Below are 24,147 nucleotides of genomic sequence, written 5' to 3'. Positions count from 1 at the left end.
AACAGGACGCCCAGCCCTCTACGACAACGCTATCGACACCGACTACACCCACTCAATCGGCATTCAAAAAGGCCAAATCTAACCCCCGCGACACGCCGAGCCAGACACACATTTTGACCCTTAACCCCCTTTCGGCAGTTAGGGCAGCCCTGGATGTGTTGTGTGGATTCTTAGCTAGTCAAGTTCACCAGGCAGGGTAAGAATCTCGTTGCCGTCATCGGTGATAACGATGGTGTGCTCGAACTGGGCGGTGAACTTGCCATCGGTGTTCTGGACGGTCCAGCCGTTGTCCCAAATCTCATAGTCGAGCGAGCCCAGGTTGATCATCGGCTCGATGGTCAGTGTCATTCCCGGCTCGAGGATGTCGCGGTAGGTCATCGAGTCGTAGTGCAGCACGACGAGGCCGTTGTGGAAGGTGGGGCCTACACCGTGACCGGTAAAATCGGTAACCACGTTGTAGCCGAAACGATTGGCGTAAGACTCAATAACGCGCCCAATAACGTTAATCTCACGGCCGGGCTTCGCGGCCTTGATGCCGCGCATCATCGCTTCCTTCGTGCGCTCCACCAACAGCTTGTGTTCCTCCGAGACATTGCCCGCAAGGAAGGTGGCGTTGGTATCGCCGTGTACACCATTTTTGAAGGCCGTGACGTCGATATTGACGATGTCGCCATCCTCAATCACCGTGGTATCCGGGATGCCGTGGCAGACAATCTCATTGAGGGACACGCAGCAGGATTTCGGAAAGCCCAAGTACCCCAGCGTCGACGGGTAGGCACCGTGATCGCACATATACTCGTGCGCAACGCGGTCAATCTCATCCGTGGTCACACCGGGAGCCACAGCCTTTCCGGCTTCCTGCAGAGCGTTGGCCGCTATGCGTGAGGCCTCACGCATGGCCTCAATGACCTCCGGGGTCTGCACAAACGGCTCGCCCTGCGCTTCCTGGACCGTATCCTTCCACACGTACTCTGGGCGTTCGATATCCTTCGGTACCGTGCGGATTGGAGTATCTTTTTCTTGTTTCAGCATCGCGCGCTTAGTCATAACTACTCATGGTAGCCCTCTTCCCCAGCACCCGACAAAGAGCACCAGTGGCGCGCTCATGAGCGCGCGCTACTGCTCTTGTGCGGGAGCAACCTCGCCGTGGCCTTCCGCGCGGAGGGCATCCAAACGCTGCAGGAAGTTATCAGTGATGTTGACCGAAATCGTCGAGCCACCGCCCAACACCACGAGTGTGGCGAAAGCAATGTCATCATCGCGGAAGCCGGTAAACCACGCGTGCGAGCCGTCGTTGATTTCCGCCTCACCGGTCTTTCCATAAATGGTTCCCTGTGCTTGCATACCCGCCGCAGTACCGCTCGCCACCACCTGACGCATCATGTCCCGTACCTGATTCAGCGTCTCTTCACTCGGCGCGGGGACCTCCTCGGAAACCTTGGTCTCCCGTGTCTCGATGAGAGTCGGCGTCGGGGTCTTGCCAGCCGCTACCGTCGAAGAAACAAGCGCCATGCCGAAGGGAGAGACAAGGTCAAGGCCCTGGCCATAGCCGGCTTCCGTGCGTTCAAGCGGGGTTTCTCCCTCTGGGATCGATCCGGTAATCGTCGAGAGCCCCGGCACCTCGTAGTCGATGCCCAGCCCGTATTGCTTGCCCACGTCGCGAAGCTCACCCTTGGGGAGGTCGGTCGAGATCTGCGCGAACGTGGTGTTGCAGGATTGTGCAAAGGCTTGGCGCAGCGGTACCGAGCCGAGCGAGAACCCGTTGTAGTTGGTCACGGTGCGCCCGTACAGATCCATGGTGCCCGGGCAGGGCACGATGGAATCTGTGGACAGGCCTTGCTTGTCGACGCCCGCCGAGGCCGTAATAATCTTGAAGACCGATCCGGGAGGGAACTGGCCTTGGAGGGCGATGTCGCCCTTCTTATCTGCTTCCGGGGTTTGCGCCACGGCCAGGATTTCGCCCGTGGAGGGGCGCATGGCCACAATCATGGCCTCGTACCCGGGGTGCAGATTAATGGCTTCTTGCGCAGCACGCTGAACGTCATAGTCCAGCGAAACCTTGATGGACGGAGCCGCTTCGGGCTCGTGATACTCGACGTCGGATAGCGCAGCCCCGTGTTCGTTCACGACAGAGATGGACCAACCATTCTTGCCATCGACTTCTTCAGAAACCATGGATCGCACACGGGAGAGGATGTCGGGTGCCAGGCCGGTATCGCGAGTGATGAGCGCCGGTTCCTCATTGAAGCGAATCCCCTTCTGGTTTTCCAGAACGGGACGCAGCCTCGCTGCCTGGGCCTCGTTGAGCATGGTGACCGAGTAGGAGCCATCGATTCCTTCGAGGTTTGTGGCAAGTTCGCCAGAATCAATCTCCGGAATGGAGTCATCCTCCCGATGCGCTTGGCTCAAAGCGCCGGAAACCTTAGCTGCCAGCGGGCGCGGGTCATCAACAGCGTCGGTGTCGACAACAAGGCGGTATTGCAGCCCCGGTGACATCAGCTCAACGCCATCGGAGGAGACCACGCCCGCGCGCTTCGGCGCGACTGAGCGCAGCTCGAGGTGCTGGTGCGCGCCGAGATCGGGGTGAATGATGCTGGGCTGCCAGCGGACAGTCCAGTCCTTGTCCTTGCGAGTCAAGGCCATAGACGTGTCATAGCGGAGGGAACGATTACGCGGCAGAGTCCACGTCACTGAATAGTGCGCGGTGGCCTGAGCCTCTTCCTGATCTACCCCGGTCAGTTCGACGTCGAGGCCCTCTGCTTGCAGGCCCGCGAAGGTGGCGTCAAGGGTGTTCGTGGCGGTCGAGCCATCGTCGATCAGCTGCACCAGCTCTTCGTTGTTGCGAGTTTCCATGCTCTCGAGAAACTCTTCTGCAATTGGGCGTGCGGACACCGGCTTGGGGGTACATCCCACCACAGACGACGCCGCGAAACCTACCGCACCCAGCAGCGCCACGAACCTCTTCATGCTTGGGCAGCGTAGCAGCCTGGGGCGGCGCGGCGGCCACCCCACACCGCAGGCGTGCTACTTGGTAACGCGAACCTCAGCCTTGGCGCCTTCCACGGCCTCCAGGCCCTGTTCTTCTGCCAGGCGCATTGCTTCTTCGATGAGCGTTTCCACGATCTTGGATTCGGGCACGGTCTTGATGACCTCACCCTTGACGAAGATCTGGCCCTTGCCGTTGCCAGAGGCCACACCGAGATCTGCATCGCGGGCCTCGCCCGGGCCGTTCACCACGCAGCCCATGACGGCCACGCGCAGCGGGAATTCCATGCCGTCGAGGCCTTCGGTGACTTCGTTGGCCAGCTTGTAGACGTCCACCTGTGCGCGGCCACAGGACGGGCAGGAGACAATCTCCAGCTTGCGCGGGCGCAAGTTGAGGGACTGCAGGATCTGGTCGCCGACCTTGATTTCTTCCACCGGATCCGCCGAGAGGGACACGCGGATGGTGTCGCCGATGCCTTCGGCAAGCAGGGCGCCGAAAGCAACCGAAGACTTGATGGTGCCCTGGAATGCGGGGCCGGCCTCGGTGACGCCAAGGTGCAGCGGGTAGTCACACTGAGCGGCGAGCTGACGGTAGGCCTCTACCATGACGACTGGGTCGTTGTGCTTTACGGAAATAGCGATGTCTCCGTAGCCGTGCTCCTCAAAGAGGCCGGCCTCCCACAGTGCGGACTCGACGAGGGCCTCCGGGGTTGCCTTGCCGTACTTCTCCATGATGCGCTTGTCCAGGGAACCAGCGTTGACACCGATGCGAATCGGAATACCGGCATCGCCCGCCGCCTTGGCGACTTCCTTCACGCGACCATCAAATTCCTTGATATTGCCCGGGTTAACGCGAACAGCGGCGCAGCCGGCGTCGATGGCGGCGAAGATGTACTTGGGTTGGAAGTGGATGTCGGCGATCACGGGGATCGGAGACTTCTTGGCAATCGCGGGCAAAGCCTCCGCGTCCACCGTCTTCGGGCAGGCCACGCGAACGATGTCGCAGCCCGAAGCGGTCAGCTGGGCAATCTGCTGGAGGGTGGCGTTAACGTCGTGCGTCTTCGTCGTGGTCATCGACTGCACGGAAATGGGGTGATCAGAGCCCACACCAACCTGGCCAACCATGAGCTGGCGCGTCTTGCGGCGCGGCGCCAAGGTAGGAGGTGGGCCGTCGGGGATTCCAAGACCAATAGGGGTCGACATGTGCGCTCCTTGCTAATTGGGGTTTAACGCCCCCACTCTAGCACCGCACAAGACAGCGGGATCACTAGCCAAAGAGCCGAATCGGGTTGACCACATCCGCAATCATGATGAGCGCGCCCACCGCCATGAGGAGGAAAGCCAGCACATAAGTAATCGGCATGAGCTTGGTATAGTCTGCCGGCCCCTTCGGCTCCTTGCCCATGAGGCGGCGCAGAGCATCGCGGATCTTCTCATAGATGATGACGGCGATGTGACCACCATCAAAAGGCGGCAACGGGATGAGGTTAAACAGCGCGAGGAAGAAATTGAGAGTGGCCAACATCATAAAGAAGGAAGACCACAGGCTGCGCTCCACCAGTTCGCCGCCTACGCGGGAAGCACCCACCACGGACATCGGCCCGTTGACATCGCGCTCCTGACCAAAGATGGAAGCCACCACACCCGGAATCTTTGCGGGGAACTGGGCGATTCCTTGGACCGTGGCGTTGAGCGCATTGCCGGAGTAACGGGCGGTCGCCGGGATAGCGTCGACAAAGGAGTAGGTCTCCCTGATGTCGATTACCTGGTTACTCATGCCGATGGCACCGACCTCCACCAGTTGCCCCTCGGCGTTGAGCCGGGTCACCGTCGCCAAGGTGATATCGAAGTCACGCAGAGCGCCATCGCGCTCAACGGTGAGGGTGACGGTATCGCCGGGATAGTTCATGACCGTATCGCGCAGCTGCGCGAAGGAGTCCATGGTCTCGCCATTGAGTGCTAGGACGATATCCCCGGACTCCACGCCCGCCTCACCAGCTGGGCCCAGCCCTTGGCAGGAATCTAGGGTGCTGTCAGCCTTCTGGTTCACAGCACAGGACACTTCACCAACGCGCGGACGGACATCCGCATCCGGGTTGGGCAGACCCGAGGTCATGGCGATGAGCAGCAGGATAATGAAACCCAACAAGAGGTTCACCGTGATGCCGCCGGCCAGCACGATGACGCGCTGCCACGCCGGCTTCTTGTACATGGCGTAGGGCTCTTCCTCCTCTGTGAGGAACTCATCCTGCGCGGTCATGCCCGCGATATCGCAGAAGCCGCCCACTGGAAGAGCTGCGAGGCCATATTCAGTATGGCCTCGCGTAAAGGACGCTATGCGGGGTCCGAAGCCGATGAAGTAGCGCCGCACTCGCATCCCGAAGGCACGGGCGGTGAACATGTGGCCTGCCTCGTGTAGGGCAACGGTAATGCCGATCCCCAAGGCGAAGAGGACTATGCCGAGGACATTTGCCATAAAGTAGACGGCTTTCTAACGAGCGAGTGAATCCACCAACGCATTTGCGCGACGGCGGGCCTCACCTTCCACGGCGAGGACATCATCGACGCTAGAGGGTACACCAGCGAACTCCGAGGCCTGACCCACGACGTGGCTAACCACGTCAACAATTTCCGGGAAGTGGATGCGGCCCGCCAGGAAAGCAGCCGCTGCCTCCTCGTTCGCAGCGTTATATACAGCGGCATGCGTGCCGCCGGCAGCGGCCACCTCGCGGGCAAGGCGAACGGCTGGGAAGGCTTCGTCATCGAGCGGCTCGAAGCGCCAGTCATGAGCGGCGGAAAAGTCCAACGCCGGCTGAGCGCCGGGTACTCGGTGTGGCCAGTCCAGCGCCAACGAGATCGGCAACTTCATCGACGGCAGGGAACACTGCGCAATCGTGCAGCCATCGGTGAAGGTGGCCATGGAGTGCACGATGGATTGGGGGTGAACGGTGACATCAATAAGGTCCGGGTGGATGTCGAACAGCAAGGTCGCCTCGATGAGCTCAAGGCCCTTATTCACCAAAGTCGCCGAATTCAGGGTGTTCATCTGCCCCATCGACCACGTCGGGTGCTGCGCTGCTTGCTGCGGGGTGACATCCCACATCTCCTCGCGGGTCCACCCGCGGAAAGGACCGCCAGAGGCGGTAAGAACGAGGCGCTCAAGCTCCACACCGCTGCCCGCACGCAAGCATTGCGCCATGGCGGAATGCTCGGAATCCACCGGAATAATCTGCCCCTCCCCCGCCAAGCGGGTGACGATGGAGCCGCCGGCGACGAGAGATTCTTTGTTCGCCAACGCCAACAGCTCGCCCTTCTCCAAAGTGGCGATGGTGGATGCCAAACCCATGGATCCAACAAGCGCGTTGAGAACCTTATCCGCATCGATGGCCTTGACAAGTTGTTCTGCGGAGTCTGGGCCCGACAGCACAGCGCCGCCGAGAGCCTCGGAAACGGTGCGGGCTGCTTCGGGCTTAGCGACGGCCACGTGGTCAAACGAAAGGTTGAGAGCGCGGGCCTGCTCTATGACGAGCTGTGGGTTGGACCCACCAGCAGCGATACCCACGACTGTGAATTTATCCGGATTATCCGCGATAACTTCCAGAGCCTGGGTGCCAATCGAACCAGTAGAGCCGAGAATCAGAATGCGTTGGGTACTCACCCTGTTCACCCTAGCCGGAGTCATAGGCGCTCCGATAGCGAAAGGCGGGGGTGTTTAATCGCGGTTGTCGGCAGGATCATTTAAACTACTACACAGAATAACTGGCATTTTTCGTGCGCTCGCTCGAGTCAACAAGTTCTAACCAGGGTGAGCTGCATGTACACGCAAAGGAGAGCAAGTGTCTTCCCACAAGCCGGCATCGCAGGTTTTCGACGGCGTATCCACCGATGACGTCCCGTCCGCAGGTTTCGGTTGGTCCCGCATCAGCCGCTCGGGCGTACAGATCGCCGGTTGGACGTCCGTCGTGTTCCTGCTTGCTTATAACTTTGGTAACCACAAGGGCCACGTGGAGACGATCTGGCTCATCACCCTGGCAGTCCTTATCGCCCTCGGTTTGGTGATTTACGCCCTGCAGCCGAAGCTCTCCCAGGTGCGCACCCTGACCGCCCGCAACAAGCCGGTAGGCCACGAGGAGCCGGACTGGGCATACGAGCAGAAGACCGTTCACAACGTCTACGCTTCCCTGACCGATGATGAGCTACGTGCCCTCAACATCGAGCCTTCTCGCGTTGCCCACCTTCGTGGTGTGACCGAAGGCCGCCACGCTGCCAAGCCGGTGGCTAACTAACGCTTCTTCGCTTTACGCAAAGCTCCCTTTCTGCAGTTCACGAATGGCCTGCTAAAAGGGAGCTTTGTTTTATCTTTTTCGCCCCCTAGGTCACGTAACGGTTGACCACCGCGTAGATTTCCGGGGTTCGCTCCTGCGCTCTGTTTCCGGCAAAGCGCCAGACAACGGCGTAAACCAGCGCCGGGACCAGTAGCGAAACCATCACCGCAACGTAAAGCAGCCAGCCTCCTCGCTCGTAAACGAGGGCAGAAACCACGATGCCGGGCAGCGCGGGCACCCATACCAACAGCATGCCGACGAACGCAGTGAGAAAAGCACCAGCGGAATAGCCAGATTTATCATTCCACCGGTTCTGCCCAGGGGCGGACAAAGGATAAGGATTGAGCACCGTCAACCCCAAGCCCACCGCCGCCGTGGAGATAAACACTCCTAGGGCCACAGCTGTGCTCACCATGCCCAAGGTGACGTCATCACTAAAGACAAGAACCACTACAGCAAGCAGAACAAACCCAATCAAAGGAATAGTCACGTGTGCGAGGTGGCGCGCATGAAGGATGGTGCGCGGGGCAACCGGCGCCACCATGTGAACCCAATTCGATGGCCCGTCGAAGCCATAATCATTAGCCAAGAGCGAAGAGAGCACGATTGCGCTGAAGCACAGCATAAAATAGGCGGTGAAATCATCGCCCTTCCACAGCTGATAGAGCGTCACCACGCCAAACAGAGGCATCATGTACAGCATGCCTGTTTGCCGCTTGTCACGGGTGAGATAACGCAACGCGCGGGTATATTCCATCGCCGCCGGACTGGAATAAGACCACGCGCCCAACTCCAACTTGGATACTCCCTTGCCCGTCACCTCGCTGGCTGCGTCACCACCCGCTCCCGGATTGCGCATGAGGCCGGTTATCTGACGGGACCACCCCCATGCCAACAGGCCAAGGCTGGCCACCGCGATGAGCAGTTGGGCTAGGGCGGTGAGGAAGTGGCCGTCGGCAAGCGCGAGCGCCCACCCCACCCCTGCACCAAACGGGGTCCAGGCGCTAACGGCACCCACCGCGTGAAGAGGCGGCAAAGACTCCAGGACGCTCTGCGCCTGCAGCATGCCAAAGACCAGCAAGCCCATGACCACCATCGCCGCGATTTGGGTGCGGGATTTCTGGGAATCCGCGATGGCGGAAGCCACTTGGCCAAGGCATTCGCCGAAGATGATGGTCGTCGCACACGAGAGAACCATGCCGACGACGAAGGGCACTGCGGCCCATCCTGTTCCTGTCAGGATGAGGAAAATGCTGCCGATGATCGCATATACCAGGGAAAAGACAACCGACATGATGGCGCGGGTGGTCAGCAAGCTGGAAAGGAAGAGGCCCGGAAGGACTTCGCGGGGAGTGAGCGGAAGCGCTCCCAGGGTTGTTGGGCTCAGTTGGTTCTCCCCCGCCGGCATAAAGAGAGCCAGGAGAACGTAGATGAGCATGCCGCCTGCCACCCCGACGGTCAGCGCTTGGTAACCGTGGCCCGGGGTGGTGATATCGGTATACACCATGAAGGCGAGCGAAACGAGACCGATAGCCCCGTAGAGAAGCATCATCAGCCCCATGATGAGCGTCGCCGGGTTGGAGGCGACACTGCGCCACCACAGGGTGCGGTGAAGCCTGAACAGAGTGGATGTCATTCGCGCTCACCTGCCGCTGGCGAGCGCAGCCACCCAAACTTCGAGACGTCCAGATCCCGTCCCCCAACGGCCGCGATGAACAGATCGCTCAGGCTTTGGCCCTGCCGGACATCCTCAACGTGGCCTGCGGTGATGACTTGGCCGCCGTTGATGATGGCAACGTGGTCACATAGCCCCTCAACAAGCTCCATGACGTGCGAAGACAAAATAACCGTGCCGCCACGCGCAGCATAGGCGCGCAGCATCTGCTGGATGAGGCGCCCGGAGACCGGATCCACGGCTTCCAGCGGCTCATCGAGGATGAGCACCTCTGGGTTGTGCAGGACGGCGCCGGCCAAGAGGATCTTTTTGGTCATGCCGGCGGAATAATCCGAGATGCGTTTGTCGGCGGCATCGGAGAGGGAGAGGGCGTCGAGAAGTTCCTGGGCACGGCGCAGCGACTCGGCGCGTTCCAGCTTGTGCAAAGCACCGAGGTAGTGGAGATACTCAGCGCCCGTGAGGCGGTCAAAGACCGGCGCACCATCCATGAGCAGACCCATGGCCCGCTTGGCGGGAATGGGCTCCTCCCACACATTGTGACCAGCGATGAAGCTGGAGCCTGAATCGGGACGCTGGAGGCCACAGGCCATGGTCAGCATCGTGGTCTTGCCCGCACCGTTGGGCCCCACTATCCCGTAGATGGATCCGCGTGGAACATCCAGGTTGAGGCTATTGACAGCGATCTGAGAACCAAAGGACTTGCGCAGATCGCGCACCGCCAGAGCTTGGGTGCGCGGATCGGCGGCTAAGTCCGCACGATAAGGATGAGTCATAAGCATTAACGGTATCAAGAACCATTAATGCTTTGTTCTCCGAAAAACTATCGTTAGGAAACTGTAAGCAGAGCCCTTAAGCCGTCTCGCGCTCGTCGGCGGCAAGCTGGCCACAGGCCGCGGCAATTTCATCGCCCTTGGTGTCGCGCACGGTGCACGGCACGCCTTGCGCAATGACGCGGCGGACAAACTCGTCCTGACGCGCCTTCGGAGCGGCGTCCCACTCGGAACCCGGCGTGGGGTTAAGCGGAATGACGTTGACGTGAACCTTGGAGCCCAGCGCCGCATGGAGCTTCCGGCCCAGCATGTCGGCGCGGAAATCCTGATCGTTCTTATCGCGGATCAGCGCATACTCGATGGAGACGCGGCGGCCAGACTTATCGGCATAGTACTTGGCGGCGTCGAGCACCTCCTCGACCGGCCAGCGGTTGTTGACCGGCACGAGAGTATCGCGCAGCTCGTCGTCCGGGGTGTGCAGGGACACTGCGAGGGTGCAGGACAAATCCTCATCCGCGAGCTTGCGGATGGCCGGGGCCAGCCCCACCGTCGATACAGTGACGTTGCGCTGGGACAGGCCGAAGCCGCTGAGATCAGGTCCGGTAATCTGGCGCACCGCATGAACCACGCGCTTGTAGTTGGCCAGCGGCTCGCCCATGCCCATGAAGACAACGTTGCTCAAGCGCCCGCCTTCTTCCTCCATGAGGCGAGCAGCGTGCCTAAACTGCTCCACGATTTCCGCGGTGGACAGGTTGCGGTCCAGCCCGCCCTGGCCGGTGGCGCAGAACGGACAGGCCATGCCGCACCCGGCCTGGGAGGAGATACACAGGGTGGCGCGACCTGGGTAGCGCATGAGCACGGACTCCAGCAGTGTGCCGTCGTGCAAACGCCACAGGGACTTGGTGGTCTCGCCGTCGTCGGTGGAAGTCTGCCGGATGGGTTGCATGAGCGTGGGGAACAAACGCTCCTGGACTGCCTCACGGGAGGCAGCCGGGATATCCGTCATCTCGGAAACATCGGCGGTGTGGTGGACGTAGTAGTGCTTGGCCAGCTGCTTTGCCCGGAACTTAGGCAGGCCAAGTTCCGCGAGCGCCTCAATGCGCTCGGCCTCGGTCAGGTCCGCGAAGTGCTTCGGGGGTAGCCCGCGGCGCGGAGCGGAGAAATTCAGTTTCAGTGGTTCAGCCATGGTAGAGCCCATTTTCCACGTTTTCAGCCACATTATCCAATCTAGGCTCTGCTGGAGTGGCGAAAGTGACATCTCAACCTATTTAATAGATGCATGACGAATCCAGAAAACTCCCCTGAGGAATTCCGCACCACCGCTCCGGCCGACGAGCCGCTGACCGACCTGTCTGCGGAAACCACTTCCGGTGGCGGTGCGGTGGAGCCGGCTCCGCGCGCAACCGACTATGACAATAAAAATGACGGAAAGGTCAAGGGCTCCTTCGCCGCCAGCACGTGGATTGCCCTCATCGTGGGCTTCCTGCTGCTCATCGTCCTTATCATCTTCATCCTGCAGAACCAGCACCAAGTACCGCTGAACTTCCTTAACTGGTCAGTGCAGTTCCCCGCCGGTGTCACTTACCTCATCTGCGCCATTGCCGGCGCGCTCATTATGGCCCTGGTGGGCGGCTGGCGCATGTTCGAGTTGCGGCGCCAGGTACGCAAGCAAGCGCGCCGCTAAGACCTACGGCGCCAGGGTGGTCAGGAAGCTCATTGCCACCCACGTGACCATCGCGGATGGCAGCATGCCATCCAGGCGGTCCATGATGCCGCCGTGACCGGGCAGCAAGGCAGACATATCCTTGATGCCCAATTCCCGCTTAAACTGAGACTCCACCAAGTCACCGAGGGTGGCGCAGAAAACGAGCCCGAGGCCCATGAGCGCGCCCACCCATGGAGTGTGGTGCAGCAGGAACGCGAAACTCAATGCACCGGTCAGGGTGCCGAAAACTACCGAGCCGGCAAAGCCCTCCCACGACTTCTTGGGGCTCACCGCGGGGGCCATGGGGTGCGATCCAAACATCACGCCGGCGATGAAACCACCGGTGTCGGAGGCGACGACGCAGAGCATAAACACGACAATCGACGCCGCCCCCGAGGCGAAGGGCGTCTCCACCCGCGAAAGCATCGCGGCAAAGGTGCCAAAAAGTGGGATCCAGGTGAGAACGAAAATACCCACGGACATATCGCGCAAATAGTTGATCGGGGGGCGATGTCTGCCGTTGTGAAAGAGGCGGCCGAACATGAGCGCCAAGACCGCAACCACATAAACCGCGACGAGGCCGGAGGCATTGAGGAACCACGAGACCCACACCATGGCTTGTCCCAAGACGATGAGCAACGTCCGCGGGACGTAGTAGGAGTGCTCCCGCAGCCTGGTAAGGACCTCCCACATGGCTAGGCCCAGCGCTGTGGCTACGACGAGGTACCACACAAGGGGCCCGGCCCACACCGCAAAGACAACGAGCGCGCCCAAACCAACGCCAACGGCAATCGCCGCAGGCATGTCTCGACCCGCGGAGTTTTTGGGTTTGGGCATTCGGCTCGAGTGCTCAGTGCTCACGCGTGCTCCTCATTCAATCGTGGGGTAAGTCAAGGTCTACACAGAAAAGACCGCCGTGCTGGTCGGTGCCTGGCGCGGCGGCAAGTCAAAACTCTGTGAGCGCGGAGGCTAGACCTCCATGAGCTCTTCTTCCTTGTTGGCTACGAGCTGGTCCACCTGCTCGATGTAGCCGGACGTAATCTTTTCCATCTCCTTCTCGGCGGCGATAACCTCGTCCTCACCCGCGTCGCCATCCTTCTGCAGCTTCTTCAGCTGCTCCATGGCACGGCGGCGGATGTTGCGGATAGCAATTTTGCCGTCCTCGCCCTTGCTCTTGGCCATCTTGACCATGTCACGGCGGCGCTCCTCGGTCAGCTGCGGGATGGTCACGCGCAGTACCTGACCGTCGTTCGTCGGGTTCACGCCCAGATCCGAGTTGCGAATCGCGTTCTCAATCTCATTCATCACGGACTGTTCATAAGGCTTGATGAGCAGCATGCGCGGCTCAGGGACCGAGATGGTGGCCATCTGGGTAATAGGGGTCGGAACCCCGTAGTACTCAGCGACCAAGCCGTTAAACATGGACGGGTTGGCGCGGCCGGTGCGGATGGTGAGCAGCTGCTCACGGGTGTGCTCTACCGAAGCGGTCATGTGCTCTTCAGCTTCGAGCTGGATCTCGTCGATCATGAGGGTTACAACTCCCTTGAAATAGTCAAAAGTTCTGGGAAAGAATTTAGCAGGTCGCAGCCCATTTGTACTAGGACTGAACCAGCGTGCCGATCTTCTCGCCGTTGACGGCACGCTTGATGTTGCCCTCGGTGAGGAGGTTGAAGACCAAAATCGGCATATTGTTGTCCATGCAGAGGCTGAACGCGGTAGCATCGGCCACCTTCAGACCCTTCTCAATAACCTCACGCGGGGTGATTTCGGAATACAGTTCGGCATCCGGGTTGGTCCGGGGGTCGGCCGAATAGACGCCGTCGACTGCCTTGGCCAAGAAGAGGACTTCCGCGCCGATCTCTAGGGCTCGCTGCGCCGCAGTGGTATCGGTGGAGAAGTACGGCATGCCCATTCCGGCGCCGAAGATGACGACGCGGCCCTTTTCCAAGTGGCGGTCGGCACGCAGCGGGAGGTAGGGCTCAGCGATCTGGGCCATGTTGATGGAGGTCTGCACGCGGCAGTCGATGCCCTGCTGTTTGAGGAAGTCCTGCAGCGCCAGGGAGTTCATGACGGTGCCGAGCATGCCCATGTAGTCGGAGCGCGCGCGGTCCATGCCGCGCTGGGAAAGTTCGGCGCCGCGGAAGAAGTTACCGCCGCCGATAACGACGGCGATTTCGGTACCCTGCTGCGCCACCTCGGCAATTTGGCGGGCGACGTTTTCTACCACATCAGGGTCGATGCCGACCTTGCCACCGCCGAACATCTCACCGCCCAGCTTGAGCATGACTCGCTTGTATCCGGTTCGCTTCGGTTCAGGGTTGGTCACGGTCTTCATCGTCTCCTTCACGCATGGCGACGCTTCAGTTAAGCGCTTGAATAATTCTGTTCCATCTTAACCATAGGAAGCCGCTTGCTAATACTCAGCTGCGTGCGAGCCCCACCCTCAGGGGCAGGCTAAAACAGCGAACTCCCTCCCCCACTTCTTTCCTTTGGCCACACGGCGTAGGGAAAAGGAGTGGAGGAGGGAACGGAAGGCAGCCGCCGCACGACATGCGGCCATGACTGCGAAAGCTTCAGAAGCGCTTAGACGCCGACCTCGTAACGGACGAAACCGGTAATGGTGGTGCCAGCCTCGTCTGCGACCTGCTTAACGGTCTTCTTGGAGTCAGACAGTGCTGCCTGCTCCAGCAGGACCACAGACTTGTAGAAGCCGTTCAGGCGGCCTTCCACAATCTTCGGCAGGGCAGCCTCCGGCTTGCCCTCCTCACGGGTGGTGGCCTCAGCGATCTCGCGCTCCTTCTCAACGATCTCAGCCGGAACGTCCTCGCGGGTGAGGTACTCAGCGTTCATAGCTGCGATCTGGAGAGCGACTGCGTGAGCGCCTTCTGCGTTGCCCTCGTAGGACACCAGGACACCCACTGCCGGCGGCAGGTCAGCGGAACGCTGGTGCAGGTACACAGCTACGTTGTCACCCTCAATGGTGACGGCACGGCGGGCCTGCAGCTTCTCGCCGGTCTTTGCGGACTCTTCGTCGACGACCTCGGAAACCTTCTTGCCGTCAATCTCCAGGTTGTTGAGTTCCTCACCGGAGTTGACCTTGGCCTCACCAGCAGCCTCAGCGATCTTGGCAGCGAAGGACTTGAAAGCCTCGTTCTTGGCCACGAAGTCGGTCTCGCAGTTGATCTCCACCATCGTGTTGCCGGAGACAGCAATCAGGCCCTCAGTTGCCTCACGCTCAGCGCGCTTGGACACGTTCTTTGCGCCCTTGATGCGCAGGTACTCGACGGCCTTGTCGTAGTCACCCTGGGACTCGTCGAGAGCCTTCTTGCAATCGAGCATGCCGGCGCCGGTGGCCTCACGCAATGCCTTTACGTCTGCAGCAGTGTAGTTCGCCATAGTTGGAGCGATCCTCCTTGGATTTAAACGGTATTCGTTGAAACAGCGTAGCTGAATCGCTACCACCACGTCGCGTTGAGGGGGTGTTAGCTTTCTCCCACTCCCCCAACGGAGGAAACCCTCTGCGTGGTGTTTCACCCCTGTGGTGTGTCACGCGCCTTCGCAAGCTTCGGAAAACACGTGAGAAAAAGCCCCCATCTCCGCGGACAGTAGGCGCCGCGCGGTACGGGGGCTTCAGGTATGCAGATTACTCTGCGGACTTCTCGGCGTCCTCGGACTTCTCAGCGGAAGCCGGGTCAGACGCAGCGGCAGCCTCAGCGGCGTCGCGGGCGTCCTTCTCAGCGGTGTCGCCGGCGGCCTCCTTGGCCTGTGCAAGCTGGCGCTCCTCGCGAGCCTTCTTGCCCTCATCCACAGCGGTGGCGATGATGCCGGAGAGCAGCTTGGTGGCGCGGATAGCGTCGTCGTTACCCGGAATCGGGAAGTCGACCTCATCCGGGTCGCAGTTGGTGTCCAGGATGGCAACAACCGGGATGTTAAGCTTCTGAGCTTCCTTGACCGCGATGTGCTCCTTGTTGGTGTCAACGATCCACAGTGCGGACGGAGCCTTGGTCATATCGGAGATACCGCCCAGGACGCGCTCCAGCTTGGTGCGCTCGCGGGTCAGCATCAGAACTTCCTTCTTGGTGCGGCCCTTGTAGCCGTCCTCAGCCGCATCCATAGCCTGCAGCTCCTTCATGCGCTTCAGGCGCTTGGAGACGGTCTGGAAGTTGGTGAGCATGCCACCGAGCCAGCGGTGGTTCACGTACGGCATACCAACGCGGGTTGCCTCTTCAGCAACGGCTTCCTGAGCCTGCTTCTTGGTACCAACGAAGAGGATGGTGCCGCCGTGTGCGACGGTTTCCTTAACGAACTCGAAGGCCTCATCGATGTAGGTCAGCGTCTGCTGCAGGTCGATGATGTAGATGCCGTTACGGTCGGTGAAGATGAAGCGCTTCATCTTCGGGTTCCAGCGACGGGTCTGGTGACCGAAGTGGACACCAGCGTCGAGGAGCTCGCGCATGGTTACGACTGCCATGTTTCGCTCGCTTTCTATATGTTGTTTCGGTTTTGCAAAGATTGTGCGGTGTTTTATCCCGCACCCTAGCAACGAAGGCCCTGGTTAACACCCCATTATCCTGGGGACCACGTCAACCACGGACTGTCTCTTCCTTAACCCAGGAAGCGACTACTTCGCCGCGCGTAGTCAGTCCATGTGGTAACCATTCGGTGCCGAGCACAGACTGCTGTGGGCTAGCTTAGTACTGCACACACGGTGATTCCAAACGACGCGACCGAATCACCTCCGCTGGATTGTTGACAGGCTTAACGAACTTTTCCCTAGCGCACCATGGGTTACTTCTGTAACGAGTTATCCACAGGTCGACCGCACGCTCTTCCCTCGAGCCGCGCTCACGCGCAGGCTTGAGGCCATGCGTCACCGTCTACTTTGTTTATCTGCCCTGCTATGCGTTTGGGCTGCGCTTGCCGACGTCCCCCTCGCCGCCGCCTTCGTCGACCCCACCACTGGGGAGCCGGTTGCTTCGCGTGTCTTGCGCGGCTTCGAACCTCCTGAGAAGCGGTGGATGGCCGGGCACCGCGGTGTCGATCTGGATCTACCTGTCGGCGGTAAGGTGCGTGCCGCTGGCGACGGCGTTGTGTACTTCGCAGGCTCCATAGCGGGTAAGCCAGCCCTTTCGATTGCTCATGGCAACGGCCTACGCACCACTTATCAACCAGTGTTCGCGCGGGTTAAGAAAGGTGACCGAGTGCAGGAAGGAGACGTGATCGGCACGCTCGCGCCGTCCGTGGATGGCTATCCGGGACTCCATTGGGGCGCAATTAAAGGTCGCGAGGACTACATCAACCCGCTGGATCTCCTCGGCGAACCCGTCATTCGGCTCAAGCCCGCGGGTGGGAGCGAGCGTAGACGTCCTTAAGGCGCTGGGCAGAAACGTGCGTATAGACCTGCGTGGTCTGCAGAGAAGAATGGCCGAGCAACTCTTGCACGATGCGTAAATCGGCCCCGCCCTCGAGCAGATGCGTAGCCGCGGAGTGGCGTAGGCCGTGCGGGGTGAGCCCCGGCGCGCCCGTGACTTGTGCGGCGCGTTCGACGACGCGGCGGACCTGGCGCGCATCGATTCGGCGTCCGCGCGTGCCCACGAAGACCGCTTCCGTTTCACCGGCGAGCTCGGGGCGCCCCGTCTTCAGCCAGGCGCGCAGCGCGTCATGGGCCGCGTCCCCGAAGGGAACGACGCGCTGCTTATTGCCCTTACCGGTCACGCGCGCGGTGCGGCGGGAAAGATCCACATCCCCGATGTCCAGGCTCACCAATTCGGCTACACGCGCACCGGTGGCATAGAGAAACTCGAGCATGGCGCTATCACGCAGGAAATGGATCTCATCGGCGGAAACGGCATTGCCCATCAGTTCCCCGGCGGCGGCGGGCGACATCACAGTGGGCAGATGCTTGCCCACCTTGGGCGTAGCCAGGCGCTGGGCGACATCAGTCTCGAGGTGCCCCTCACGCGCGGCCCACGTGGAAAAGGCGCGCACCGCTGCGGTACGCCGCGCCAGCGTGGAGCGAGACTTTCCCTCATCGACGGCACCCGCCAGCCATGCACGGAGGGCGTTGAGAGTAAATGACGAGAAACTCGGGACGTCGGCAGCCAGCAGGCGCAGGTCTGAACAGTAGCCACGGACGGTCGCCTCGGAGCGACCGCGGACAATGCGCTGATAATCCGCAAAGTCCTCGATCGCTTCCTCCAGCTGGCCACCCACGCGCCGCTCACTGTTACCACATGCTCCACTCATGTCACATGAGTGTACTCAGGTGCGCTGCCACATCGCGCCCGAGCGCGTTATCACCCCCATCTTTTGCATCGCCACGAGCAGGTGGATGGTCAGCGCCACCCGCATTCCCGCAGCAGCCGCGATATCCTCCGCACTCGCTCCCTCCTCCGCACTTTCCGGCGGAGTGGAGTCATACACTTTGAGCTCGTTGCGGGACAAGCGTTGTACCGGGGTTGGCTGGAACTCAAGTTCATACTGACCCGCAGCGTCCACTTCCCCGACTTTGCCCACGAGTCCACGTATTTCGTCGACTGAGGCCACCAGTTGCGCTCGCCCATCCTGGATGCGTTGGTGGCACCCCAAGGACCCAGACGTCGTGACTGGGCCCGGCACCGCCATGGCAACCCGGCCCAGAGCCTCCGCCCAGTTCAGCGTGTTCAACGCGCCAGAACGAAACCCGGCTTCCACCACCACGGTGCCGCTGGTCATCGCCGCCACGAGGCGGTTGCGGGACAAGAAGCGGAAGCGCTGTGGCCGTGTGCCCGGCGCGAACTCGGACACGATGCACCCATTCCCGGCAATCCTGTCAAAGAGACGTGCATTGCGCGCCGGGTAGGAAATGTCAATACCGCAGGCCGCCACCGCGACGGTCTGCCCACCTGCGTCGAGAGCTGCCTCGTGCACCGCTGTATCAACCCCCACTGCCCCACCGGACACCACGGTCCATTGGTGCGCTGCGAGGCCACCAGCCAGAAGTGAGCCCGCCTCCCAGCCGTACCGGCTCACGGCGCGCGTGCCCACCAGGGCAACGGATTGGGCTACCGCTTCGCGCAGGTTCCCGCCGCGAACCCAGAGGCTGTGGGGCGGGACTGCTTGGTCATCAAACGTCGCCGGGGCATCGACGAGCCCCTGGTGGTAGAACCCAAAGGCACGGGCAAATTCCTCCCCGGGCCACTCCGCGTCATCGAGTGTGATGAGCCGGGCTCCGACCGCCTCTGCGGCGGCGAGGTCTTCGTCTTGTCGTAGCCAGTCCCGCCGCGATGCCGTAGCCTGCCGCAGGGGTCCGATCCAGTCCTCTCCCTTATAGATTCCTCGCGCTATCTCCTCAGCCGGGTATTGGGTCAGCAGACCGTGGAGGGTTGGTGAGGGTCCTTCCACCACGCGGTTGAGGTAGGCCCAGGTGTGACGGCTGGTCGACACGTTGAGTTCGCTCATGCGGCCAGCCTTTCGATCGTGTCAGCGCCACGGAGATCGAGTGCGCGGCTGACGTGGTCAAGCTCAGGACGGGCGGTTCCATCGAGGTCCGCCAACGTCCACGCCAAGCGCAGCACACGATCCACCCCACGCTGGCTGAGCTCCCCTTCAGCCAAGTAGGCAGCAAGCATAATCATGGCCGACTCCGCTGCTGGGCGATGACGCCGCAAATAGGAAGCAGACACGGCGCCATTGACTACGCTTCCCAGCCCATCGGCCTCCCAACGCGCCTTCATTCGTTCCCTGGCGGCGGCCACGCGTTGAGCAATGTCTGCGGAGGTTTCCTCCCCTTCTGGGTGCAGTACCGCGGATTGCCCCGACAAAGACACAATGATGTCGAGGCGGTCGCGCAATGGGCCCGAAAGGTTGGATAGGTAGTTCATCCTGTCTGCTGCCCGGCATTCGCAGCGTGACGGTTCCTCAGCGCCACAGCGGCACGGGTTCGCAGCCAACACCAGTTGAAAGCGGGCGGGAAAGATTACCTCGCGGCTAGCCCGAGTCAGGCGCACCTGTCCTTCTTCCAGCGGTGCGCGCAAGCTATCCAGTACTTGCGCCGGAACCTCGCTGACCTCGTCGAGAAAAAGCACGCCATGGTGTGCCAAACTCACCGCACCTGGCCGCGGGCGCCCCGATCCACCGCCGATCAGCGCGGCCCTCGTGACCGAAGCGTGCGGCGCGATGAAGGGCGCCCGGGAAATCGCCGTGCCAACGGCTCCCGCCACCGAGTGGATCGCGGTAGCCTCCACCGCTTCTTCCGTGGTCAAGCGCGGAAGGATGCCCGGCAAACGCGAAGCAATCATCGATTTGCCGGAACCGGGTGGCCCCACCATCATCACGTGATGGCCGCCAGCCGCGGCAACCTCTGCTGCCCACTTGGCTTCCCGCTGTCCGGCTACCTCGCTGAAGTCTGCAACTTGTTCGCGCGCGGGCGCCGCAGCGTGCGTGATCAGCTGCGCGTCCGGCAGGCAATCACTCCCGCATACCCAAGCGAAAGCATCCCAGAGGGTTTCGGCAACCAGCACTCGCATGCCGGGAACCAATGCTGCTTCCGCCGCATTACCAACCGGAATGATCAGCGTGTCATAGCCTTGCGAGCGCGCCGCCAGAATCGCCGGGATGATGCCGGAGACCGGGCGAACCTGCCCGTCCAGTCCCAACTCGCCGAGCACGAGCGCCCCGCTGAGCCGACTTTTCTCGCTCTGACCTGCCGCTAAGATAGCCAGCGCCATGGGGAGATCGAAATGTGCGCCGGCCTTGGGCAACGATGCTGGTGACATGGACACCACGACCTTTGTTTTCGGCCACGGTAGGTGCGAGTTGCTCACCGCGGTCCGGATGCGATCCCGCGACTCCGAAATCGCGGCATCACCCAGTCCCACCACATGGACACCGGGAAGCCCGGGACCCACGTTGGCTTCCACGGTGACCACCCTGGCCAGCACGCCATCTAGCGCAATCGTGTCGCACCTACCGAGAGCCATGGTCAACTCCCTGGAAATACTCCACGTCGAAGGTTTCCCCCTTCTCAGCCCCTGTGGACACGAGCCCGAGTACATCAAAGCGAACCTTGCTTAAGGGCTGGGTAGTACTCCGCCTTGCGCTCAGCCACTGCGCGGCAGCCTTGCGAAGGCGCTTTAGCTTGCGCGGTGTTACCGCTTCAGCCACGCCAAAGTTGCGGGTTGCCCGGGTTTTAACTTCACAGAAGACGATGGTTCCATCAGGCTCGCGCACAACGAGGTCGAGTTCGCCCACGCGGTAGTGGACGTTCGCGGCTATCACCTGAGCCCCGCGCGCTCGGTAAAAGTCAGCGGCGAACTTCTCCCCCGCTTTCCCCAGTGCATCCGCAGGGCGGATGGTCTGCCCCACGCTCGGTGAATGCACGGAAGTCGCTAGATTTTTTGTCATTATGGTGCTCCTTGGAATTGAACGTGTAGACAACACGCCGCAAGCACGACACAAGACAATTCCTGTGCCGCACACCCCCTTACGGCACTTCCAGAACACCTCACTCGGCATCCCTCTGGCGAGAGCTTCGAGTCTCGCCACACCAAATCTGTGGATAACTAGTCCGGGCTCACCACTTTATTGGCACCCGCACCCCGCACATGAGCTTTACTCTGGGAGGACAAAGTCCGGCTTGTCCAGCTCTTCAATGTTGACGTCCTTGTAAGTGATCACACGGACGTAGCGCACAAAGCGCGCCGAGCGGTACATATCCCATACCCATGCATCGGACATGCGGACCTCGTAATAGACGTCCGGTCCAGACGTATGCGGAATGAGCTCGACCGCATTGGCCAGGTAAAACCTGCGTTCGGTTTCCACCACATAGGAGAATTGGCTGACTACATCGCGGTATTCGCGGTACAGCGACAGCTCGACTTCAGCCTCGTAGTTATCGAGTTCCTCAGCGCTCACGGTGTGCTTCTCCTTCGCTCACAATCAACCGGGATCACGGTGTCACAGATTGAGCACCAGCTTAGTTCCCGCACCCCGCCTCAGGCTTCAGGCGCGCGCGAGGAATTGCGCATGAGCCCCAGCAACGTTGCGATAACTCATGCGGTGCTCCGGCGTCGCTCCCAACTGCACGATGGCCTCTTGGTGTGCGGCGGTGCCATACCCCTTATGCGATTCCAAGGCATAGCCCGGGTAGCGCTGCGCGAGCTCATCCATCAAGCGATCACGAGACACCTTGGCCACAACGCTTGCCGCAGCGATGCAGCGTGCGGCAGTATCGCCGCCGATGATCGGCAGTTGCGGGGTAGGCAGGCCGGGGACAAAGAGGGCGTCGCTCAGCACATAGCCCGGTCGGACCTTAAGCTGTGCCACCGCGCGGCGCATCCCCGACAGGTTGGCGTGCTGGATGCCAAAGGCATCGATGTCCTTTGCTCCCACGTGCACCACCGACCACGCCAGCGCGCGACGTTTGATCAGCGGCTCCAGCTTCTCCCTGGCCGCCGGCGTGAGCTTCTTCGAGTCATCGAGCCGCTCCAAACCGGGAATGATGCGATCGGGCAAAATGCACGCGGCAATCGTCACCGGCCCGCAGCAGGCCCCACGCCCGGCTTCATCCACCCCCGCGACAGGCCCCAGCCCCGCCTTGGAGAGCGCAACCTCATAGGTTCTCTTCTGTTTGAGACGGCGCATAGCGTTTACACCGGTTGAGCATCGATAGTCTGGGCGCGGCTGAACGGCATCACCACGGCGGCGACCTTCCCGCGAACGTTCTCCACGGGTACGGTGCCCTGCAGTATGTCTCCGAGGTGAGCGCGCGAATCCAGCGAGTTTGTACGATTGTCTCCCATGACCCACAGGTGACCCTCCGGGACCGTGACGGGACCAAAGTAGGCGCCACCGCAGGCCTGCGAGCCCACGCGTTCATCAACAGGTATCTCCGGCGGATTCAGAACGAAGTCCTGGTTGGTGGGCTTGCCATCCACCATCACGGCTGGATCCCCCTCCTGGCATGACACGGTCTGCCCGCCGGTGGCGATGACTCGCTTGACCAAGATGTTGTCGCCGTTGGGAACGAGCCCCACGGCGGCACCAAGGTTTTGTATGCCGCGCAGGAGCACGTTGCGGGAACGCTTTACCTCAAAAGACGTGTTCCACGAGTCTGGCCCGGAAAAGACCACGACCTCCCCAGGACGCGGGTCGTTGAAGTAATAGCTCACCTTCTGCACGGCGATGCGGTCATTCGTACATCCCGGGCAGCCATGCAGTGTGGGTTCCATGGAGGAGGACGGGATGAGGTACATCCTGCCCACGAAGGCCTGAATCAGCGCCAGCGCCACGAAGGTAACTGCCAGCGCCCACAGGACATCGCGAACTCTAGGACTGGATGTCCGGGTCATCGACTCCACCGATGCGGTTGAAGGGGAAGAAGATGAACATCACCTTGCCGCGAACGTTTTCCAGCGGGATAGTTCCTTGGTACTCATCCTGCATGTGATAACGCGAGTCCGCGGAGGCCGTGCGGTTATCTCCCATTACCCAGATATTGCCCTCAGGCACGGTCACGGGGCCAAAATACGCGCCGCCGCAGGCGTAGGAACCGGTGGTCTCATCAACGCGATAGGTTGGCGGATCCTGCACATAATCCTGCTCAATAGGCTTGCCATCCACCATGACTGCCGGATCCCCCTCCTGGCAGGACACCGTCTGGCCACCGGTGGCAATGACGCGCTTTACCAAGGTGTTCTCGTCGGGCGGGGTGAGCGACACGTAGCTCAGGGCATCCTGGATACGGTGGATCACCGGGTTATCGGAGCGTGGCGACACCCAATTGCTGTCCCAGTCCGGGGTCCCCTTAAAGACCACGACATCACCAGGCTCCGGGCTCTTGTCGCCGTAATAAGAAACCTTCTCGGTGAAGATACGGTCGTTGTTACACCCTTCGCAGCCGTGCAGTGTCGGCTCCATGGAGCCGGACGGGATGACATACTGCCGGCCCACGAAGTTCTGGAAAACTCCAACGACCGCGAGCACACAGACCACCACGATGACAGTCTCCAGCAACCAAGGCATCTGCTTCTTGTCCTCAGTTGGGGATGCCGCGCTTTCCGACGCCTCTCCCCCAGCGCCCTGGGAACCTTCAGTAAAGTCGTTTTCTTTTTCCACGGACTAAATCCTAGCAATGTGTCTTATCCTCACGGGCCTTGTGGGCCCCGCGCGGCGCGCGCTAGAAGGATGAAGCCAAAAAGAAAGCCCTTCACCTTTCCTCGCGATGAGGATAAGGCGAAGGGCTGTGACGCGCTGTAAATTAGCGGCGCTCCTTGATGCGGGCCTTCTTGCCACGCAGGTCGCGCAGGTAGTACAGCTTGGCGCGGCGGACACGGCCGCGGCGGACTACCTCGATGGAGGCAATGTTCGGGGAGTGAACCGGGAAGGTACGCTCAACGCCGATGCCGAAGGAAACCTTACGCACGGTGAAGGTCTCGCGGATGCCGTCGCCCTGACGGCGGATGCAGACACCCTTGAAGAGCTGGGTACGCTCGGTGCTGCCCTCGATGACCTTGACGTTGACGTCAAGGGTATCGCCCGGGCGGAAGGACGGGATATCGTCGCGCAGCGAAGCTGCATCAACCTTATCAATGAGGTTTGCCATTGGTGTTTTCCTTTTCAGTTTAAGACAGAGGACCCTGGCGCCACCGCGAGGCGGCTGACCGGTTCGTGCCTATTACACAGAACATCGCTATCTTTCCACAC

Annotated in this window: 25 protein-coding genes; 3 read left to right on the top strand and 22 right to left on the bottom strand. The window is 61.1% G+C overall.

Translation table 11 applies throughout. The features are described from left to right. Positions 1-174: 174 nt before the first annotated feature. The 5 genes from map to dxr all read right to left on the bottom strand — a co-directional run bounded on the left by map (position 175) and on the right by dxr (position 6,667). Positions 175-1,047: a type I methionyl aminopeptidase gene (gene map / locus FME68_RS04085; RefSeq protein WP_046648064.1), complete on the bottom strand. Its 873-nt coding sequence runs from the start codon at positions 1,045-1,047 to the stop codon at positions 175-177. Between the two features lie 69 nt (positions 1,048-1,116). Beyond that, complete coding sequence (locus FME68_RS04080) at positions 1,117-2,967, bottom strand: penicillin-binding transpeptidase domain-containing protein (RefSeq protein WP_158396158.1); 1,851 nt, start codon at positions 2,965-2,967, stop codon at positions 1,117-1,119. A gap of 57 nt (positions 2,968-3,024) precedes the next feature. Next, the gene (ispG, locus tag FME68_RS04075; protein ID WP_046648061.1) at positions 3,025-4,188 is read right to left on the bottom strand and encodes a flavodoxin-dependent (E)-4-hydroxy-3-methylbut-2-enyl-diphosphate synthase; all 1,164 of its coding nucleotides are present in this window, start codon (positions 4,186-4,188) and stop codon (positions 3,025-3,027) included. A gap of 64 nt (positions 4,189-4,252) precedes the next feature. Then, positions 4,253-5,461 (bottom strand): M50 family metallopeptidase, encoded by a 1,209-nt coding sequence (locus tag FME68_RS04070; protein WP_158396156.1) that lies wholly within the window; start codon positions 5,459-5,461, stop codon positions 4,253-4,255. Positions 5,462-5,476: 15 nt separating this feature from the next. Beyond that, a complete protein-coding gene (gene dxr, locus FME68_RS04065) occupies positions 5,477-6,667 on the bottom strand; it encodes a 1-deoxy-D-xylulose-5-phosphate reductoisomerase (RefSeq protein ID WP_158396153.1) in 1,191 nt (396 codons plus the stop codon). 154 nt (positions 6,668-6,821) lie between these two features. Between dxr and FME68_RS04060 the strand changes: the two genes are divergently transcribed. Further along, entirely contained in the window at positions 6,822-7,271 is a 450-nt protein-coding gene (locus FME68_RS04060) for a DUF2631 domain-containing protein (protein WP_046648059.1), read from the top strand. A gap of 85 nt (positions 7,272-7,356) precedes the next feature. Here FME68_RS04060 and FME68_RS04055 read toward each other — a convergent pair whose 3' ends face one another. The 3 genes from FME68_RS04055 to rlmN all read right to left on the bottom strand — a co-directional run bounded on the left by FME68_RS04055 (position 7,357) and on the right by rlmN (position 10,941). Next, positions 7,357-8,946, bottom strand: a complete 1,590-nt coding sequence (locus tag FME68_RS04055) for a hypothetical protein (RefSeq protein ID WP_046648058.1) — start codon at positions 8,944-8,946, stop codon at positions 7,357-7,359. Beyond that, positions 8,943-9,764 (bottom strand): ABC transporter ATP-binding protein, encoded by an 822-nt coding sequence (locus FME68_RS04050; protein WP_102234605.1) that lies wholly within the window; start codon positions 9,762-9,764, stop codon positions 8,943-8,945. The genes FME68_RS04055 and FME68_RS04050 overlap by 4 nt, the downstream gene beginning before the upstream one ends. A 70-nt stretch (positions 9,765-9,834) precedes the next feature. Beyond that, positions 9,835-10,941: a dual-specificity RNA methyltransferase RlmN gene (gene rlmN, locus FME68_RS04045; protein WP_046648137.1), complete on the bottom strand. Its 1,107-nt coding sequence runs from the start codon at positions 10,939-10,941 to the stop codon at positions 9,835-9,837. 93 nt (positions 10,942-11,034) lie between these two features. Between rlmN and FME68_RS04040 the strand changes: the two genes are divergently transcribed. Then, positions 11,035-11,439, top strand: a complete 405-nt coding sequence (locus FME68_RS04040; RefSeq protein WP_046648056.1) for a LapA family protein — start codon at positions 11,035-11,037, stop codon at positions 11,437-11,439. A 3-nt stretch (positions 11,440-11,442) separates the two neighbouring features. Here the strand turns inward: FME68_RS04040 and FME68_RS04035 are convergent, their stop codons facing one another. From FME68_RS04035 to rpsB, 5 genes are all read right to left on the bottom strand, one after another. Continuing rightward, entirely contained in the window at positions 11,443-12,297 is an 855-nt protein-coding gene (locus tag FME68_RS04035; RefSeq protein WP_175973262.1) for a phosphatidate cytidylyltransferase, read from the bottom strand. Positions 12,298-12,429: 132 nt separating this feature from the next. Then, entirely contained in the window at positions 12,430-12,987 is a 558-nt protein-coding gene (gene frr / locus FME68_RS04030; protein ID WP_046648055.1) for a ribosome recycling factor, read from the bottom strand. A 70-nt stretch (positions 12,988-13,057) separates the two neighbouring features. Beyond that, complete coding sequence (gene pyrH / locus FME68_RS04025) at positions 13,058-13,795, bottom strand: UMP kinase (RefSeq protein ID WP_046648054.1); 738 nt, start codon at positions 13,793-13,795, stop codon at positions 13,058-13,060. 248 nt (positions 13,796-14,043) lie between these two features. Further along, positions 14,044-14,856 (bottom strand): translation elongation factor Ts, encoded by an 813-nt coding sequence (gene tsf, locus FME68_RS04020; protein ID WP_046648053.1) that lies wholly within the window; start codon positions 14,854-14,856, stop codon positions 14,044-14,046. A gap of 247 nt (positions 14,857-15,103) precedes the next feature. After that, positions 15,104-15,931: a 30S ribosomal protein S2 gene (gene rpsB / locus FME68_RS04015; protein ID WP_046648052.1), complete on the bottom strand. Its 828-nt coding sequence runs from the start codon at positions 15,929-15,931 to the stop codon at positions 15,104-15,106. Between the two features lie 394 nt (positions 15,932-16,325). On the opposite strand from rpsB, the gene FME68_RS04010 reads away from it, so the two are divergent. After that, positions 16,326-16,832 carry a M23 family metallopeptidase gene (locus FME68_RS04010; RefSeq protein WP_070515659.1) on the top strand — a complete coding sequence of 169 codons (507 nt, stop codon included), beginning with the start codon at positions 16,326-16,328 and terminating at the stop codon, positions 16,830-16,832. Here FME68_RS04010 and FME68_RS04005 read toward each other — a convergent pair. The 9 genes from FME68_RS04005 to rplS all read right to left on the bottom strand — a co-directional run bounded on the left by FME68_RS04005 (position 16,795) and on the right by rplS (position 24,046). After that, a complete protein-coding gene (locus FME68_RS04005) occupies positions 16,795-17,706 on the bottom strand; it encodes a tyrosine recombinase XerC (RefSeq protein WP_049155390.1) in 912 nt (303 codons plus the stop codon). The two genes, FME68_RS04010 and FME68_RS04005, sit on opposite strands and share 38 nt — an antisense overlap. 15 nt (positions 17,707-17,721) lie before the next feature. Then, on the bottom strand, positions 17,722-18,900 hold the full coding sequence (gene dprA / locus FME68_RS04000) for a DNA-processing protein DprA (protein ID WP_158396151.1): 1,179 nt from the start codon (positions 18,898-18,900) through the stop codon (positions 17,722-17,724). Next, positions 18,897-20,420 (bottom strand): YifB family Mg chelatase-like AAA ATPase, encoded by a 1,524-nt coding sequence (locus FME68_RS03995; protein WP_070701708.1) that lies wholly within the window; start codon positions 20,418-20,420, stop codon positions 18,897-18,899. Before FME68_RS03995 ends, dprA begins: the two co-directional genes overlap by 4 nt. Further along, on the bottom strand, positions 20,407-20,844 hold the full coding sequence (locus FME68_RS03990) for a YraN family protein (RefSeq protein WP_049155384.1): 438 nt from the start codon (positions 20,842-20,844) through the stop codon (positions 20,407-20,409). Before FME68_RS03990 ends, FME68_RS03995 begins: the two co-directional genes overlap by 14 nt. 207 nt (positions 20,845-21,051) lie before the next feature. Continuing rightward, positions 21,052-21,357, bottom strand: a complete 306-nt coding sequence (locus FME68_RS03985; protein ID WP_005528899.1) for a DUF2469 domain-containing protein — start codon at positions 21,355-21,357, stop codon at positions 21,052-21,054. A gap of 87 nt (positions 21,358-21,444) precedes the next feature. After that, a complete protein-coding gene (locus tag FME68_RS03980; protein ID WP_046648047.1) occupies positions 21,445-22,086 on the bottom strand; it encodes a ribonuclease HII in 642 nt (213 codons plus the stop codon). A 5-nt stretch (positions 22,087-22,091) separates the two neighbouring features. Continuing rightward, complete coding sequence (lepB, locus tag FME68_RS03975; protein ID WP_158396149.1) at positions 22,092-22,793, bottom strand: signal peptidase I; 702 nt, start codon at positions 22,791-22,793, stop codon at positions 22,092-22,094. After that, a complete protein-coding gene (gene lepB, locus FME68_RS03970) occupies positions 22,771-23,466 on the bottom strand; it encodes a signal peptidase I (RefSeq protein WP_158396197.1) in 696 nt (231 codons plus the stop codon). The genes lepB (FME68_RS03975) and lepB (FME68_RS03970) overlap by 23 nt, the downstream gene beginning before the upstream one ends. A gap of 235 nt (positions 23,467-23,701) precedes the next feature. Further along, positions 23,702-24,046, bottom strand: a complete 345-nt coding sequence (gene rplS, locus FME68_RS03965; RefSeq protein WP_046648044.1) for a 50S ribosomal protein L19 — start codon at positions 24,044-24,046, stop codon at positions 23,702-23,704. Positions 24,047-24,147: the final 101 nt, after the last annotated feature.

The sequence above is a fragment of the Corynebacterium hiratae genome (assembly GCF_009708045.1).
GTDB classification, from domain to species: Bacteria; Actinomycetota; Actinomycetes; order Mycobacteriales; family Mycobacteriaceae; genus Corynebacterium; species Corynebacterium hiratae.
Note: the sequence above shows the minus strand (reverse complement) of the source record. Positions and strands in the feature narration are given on the sequence as shown.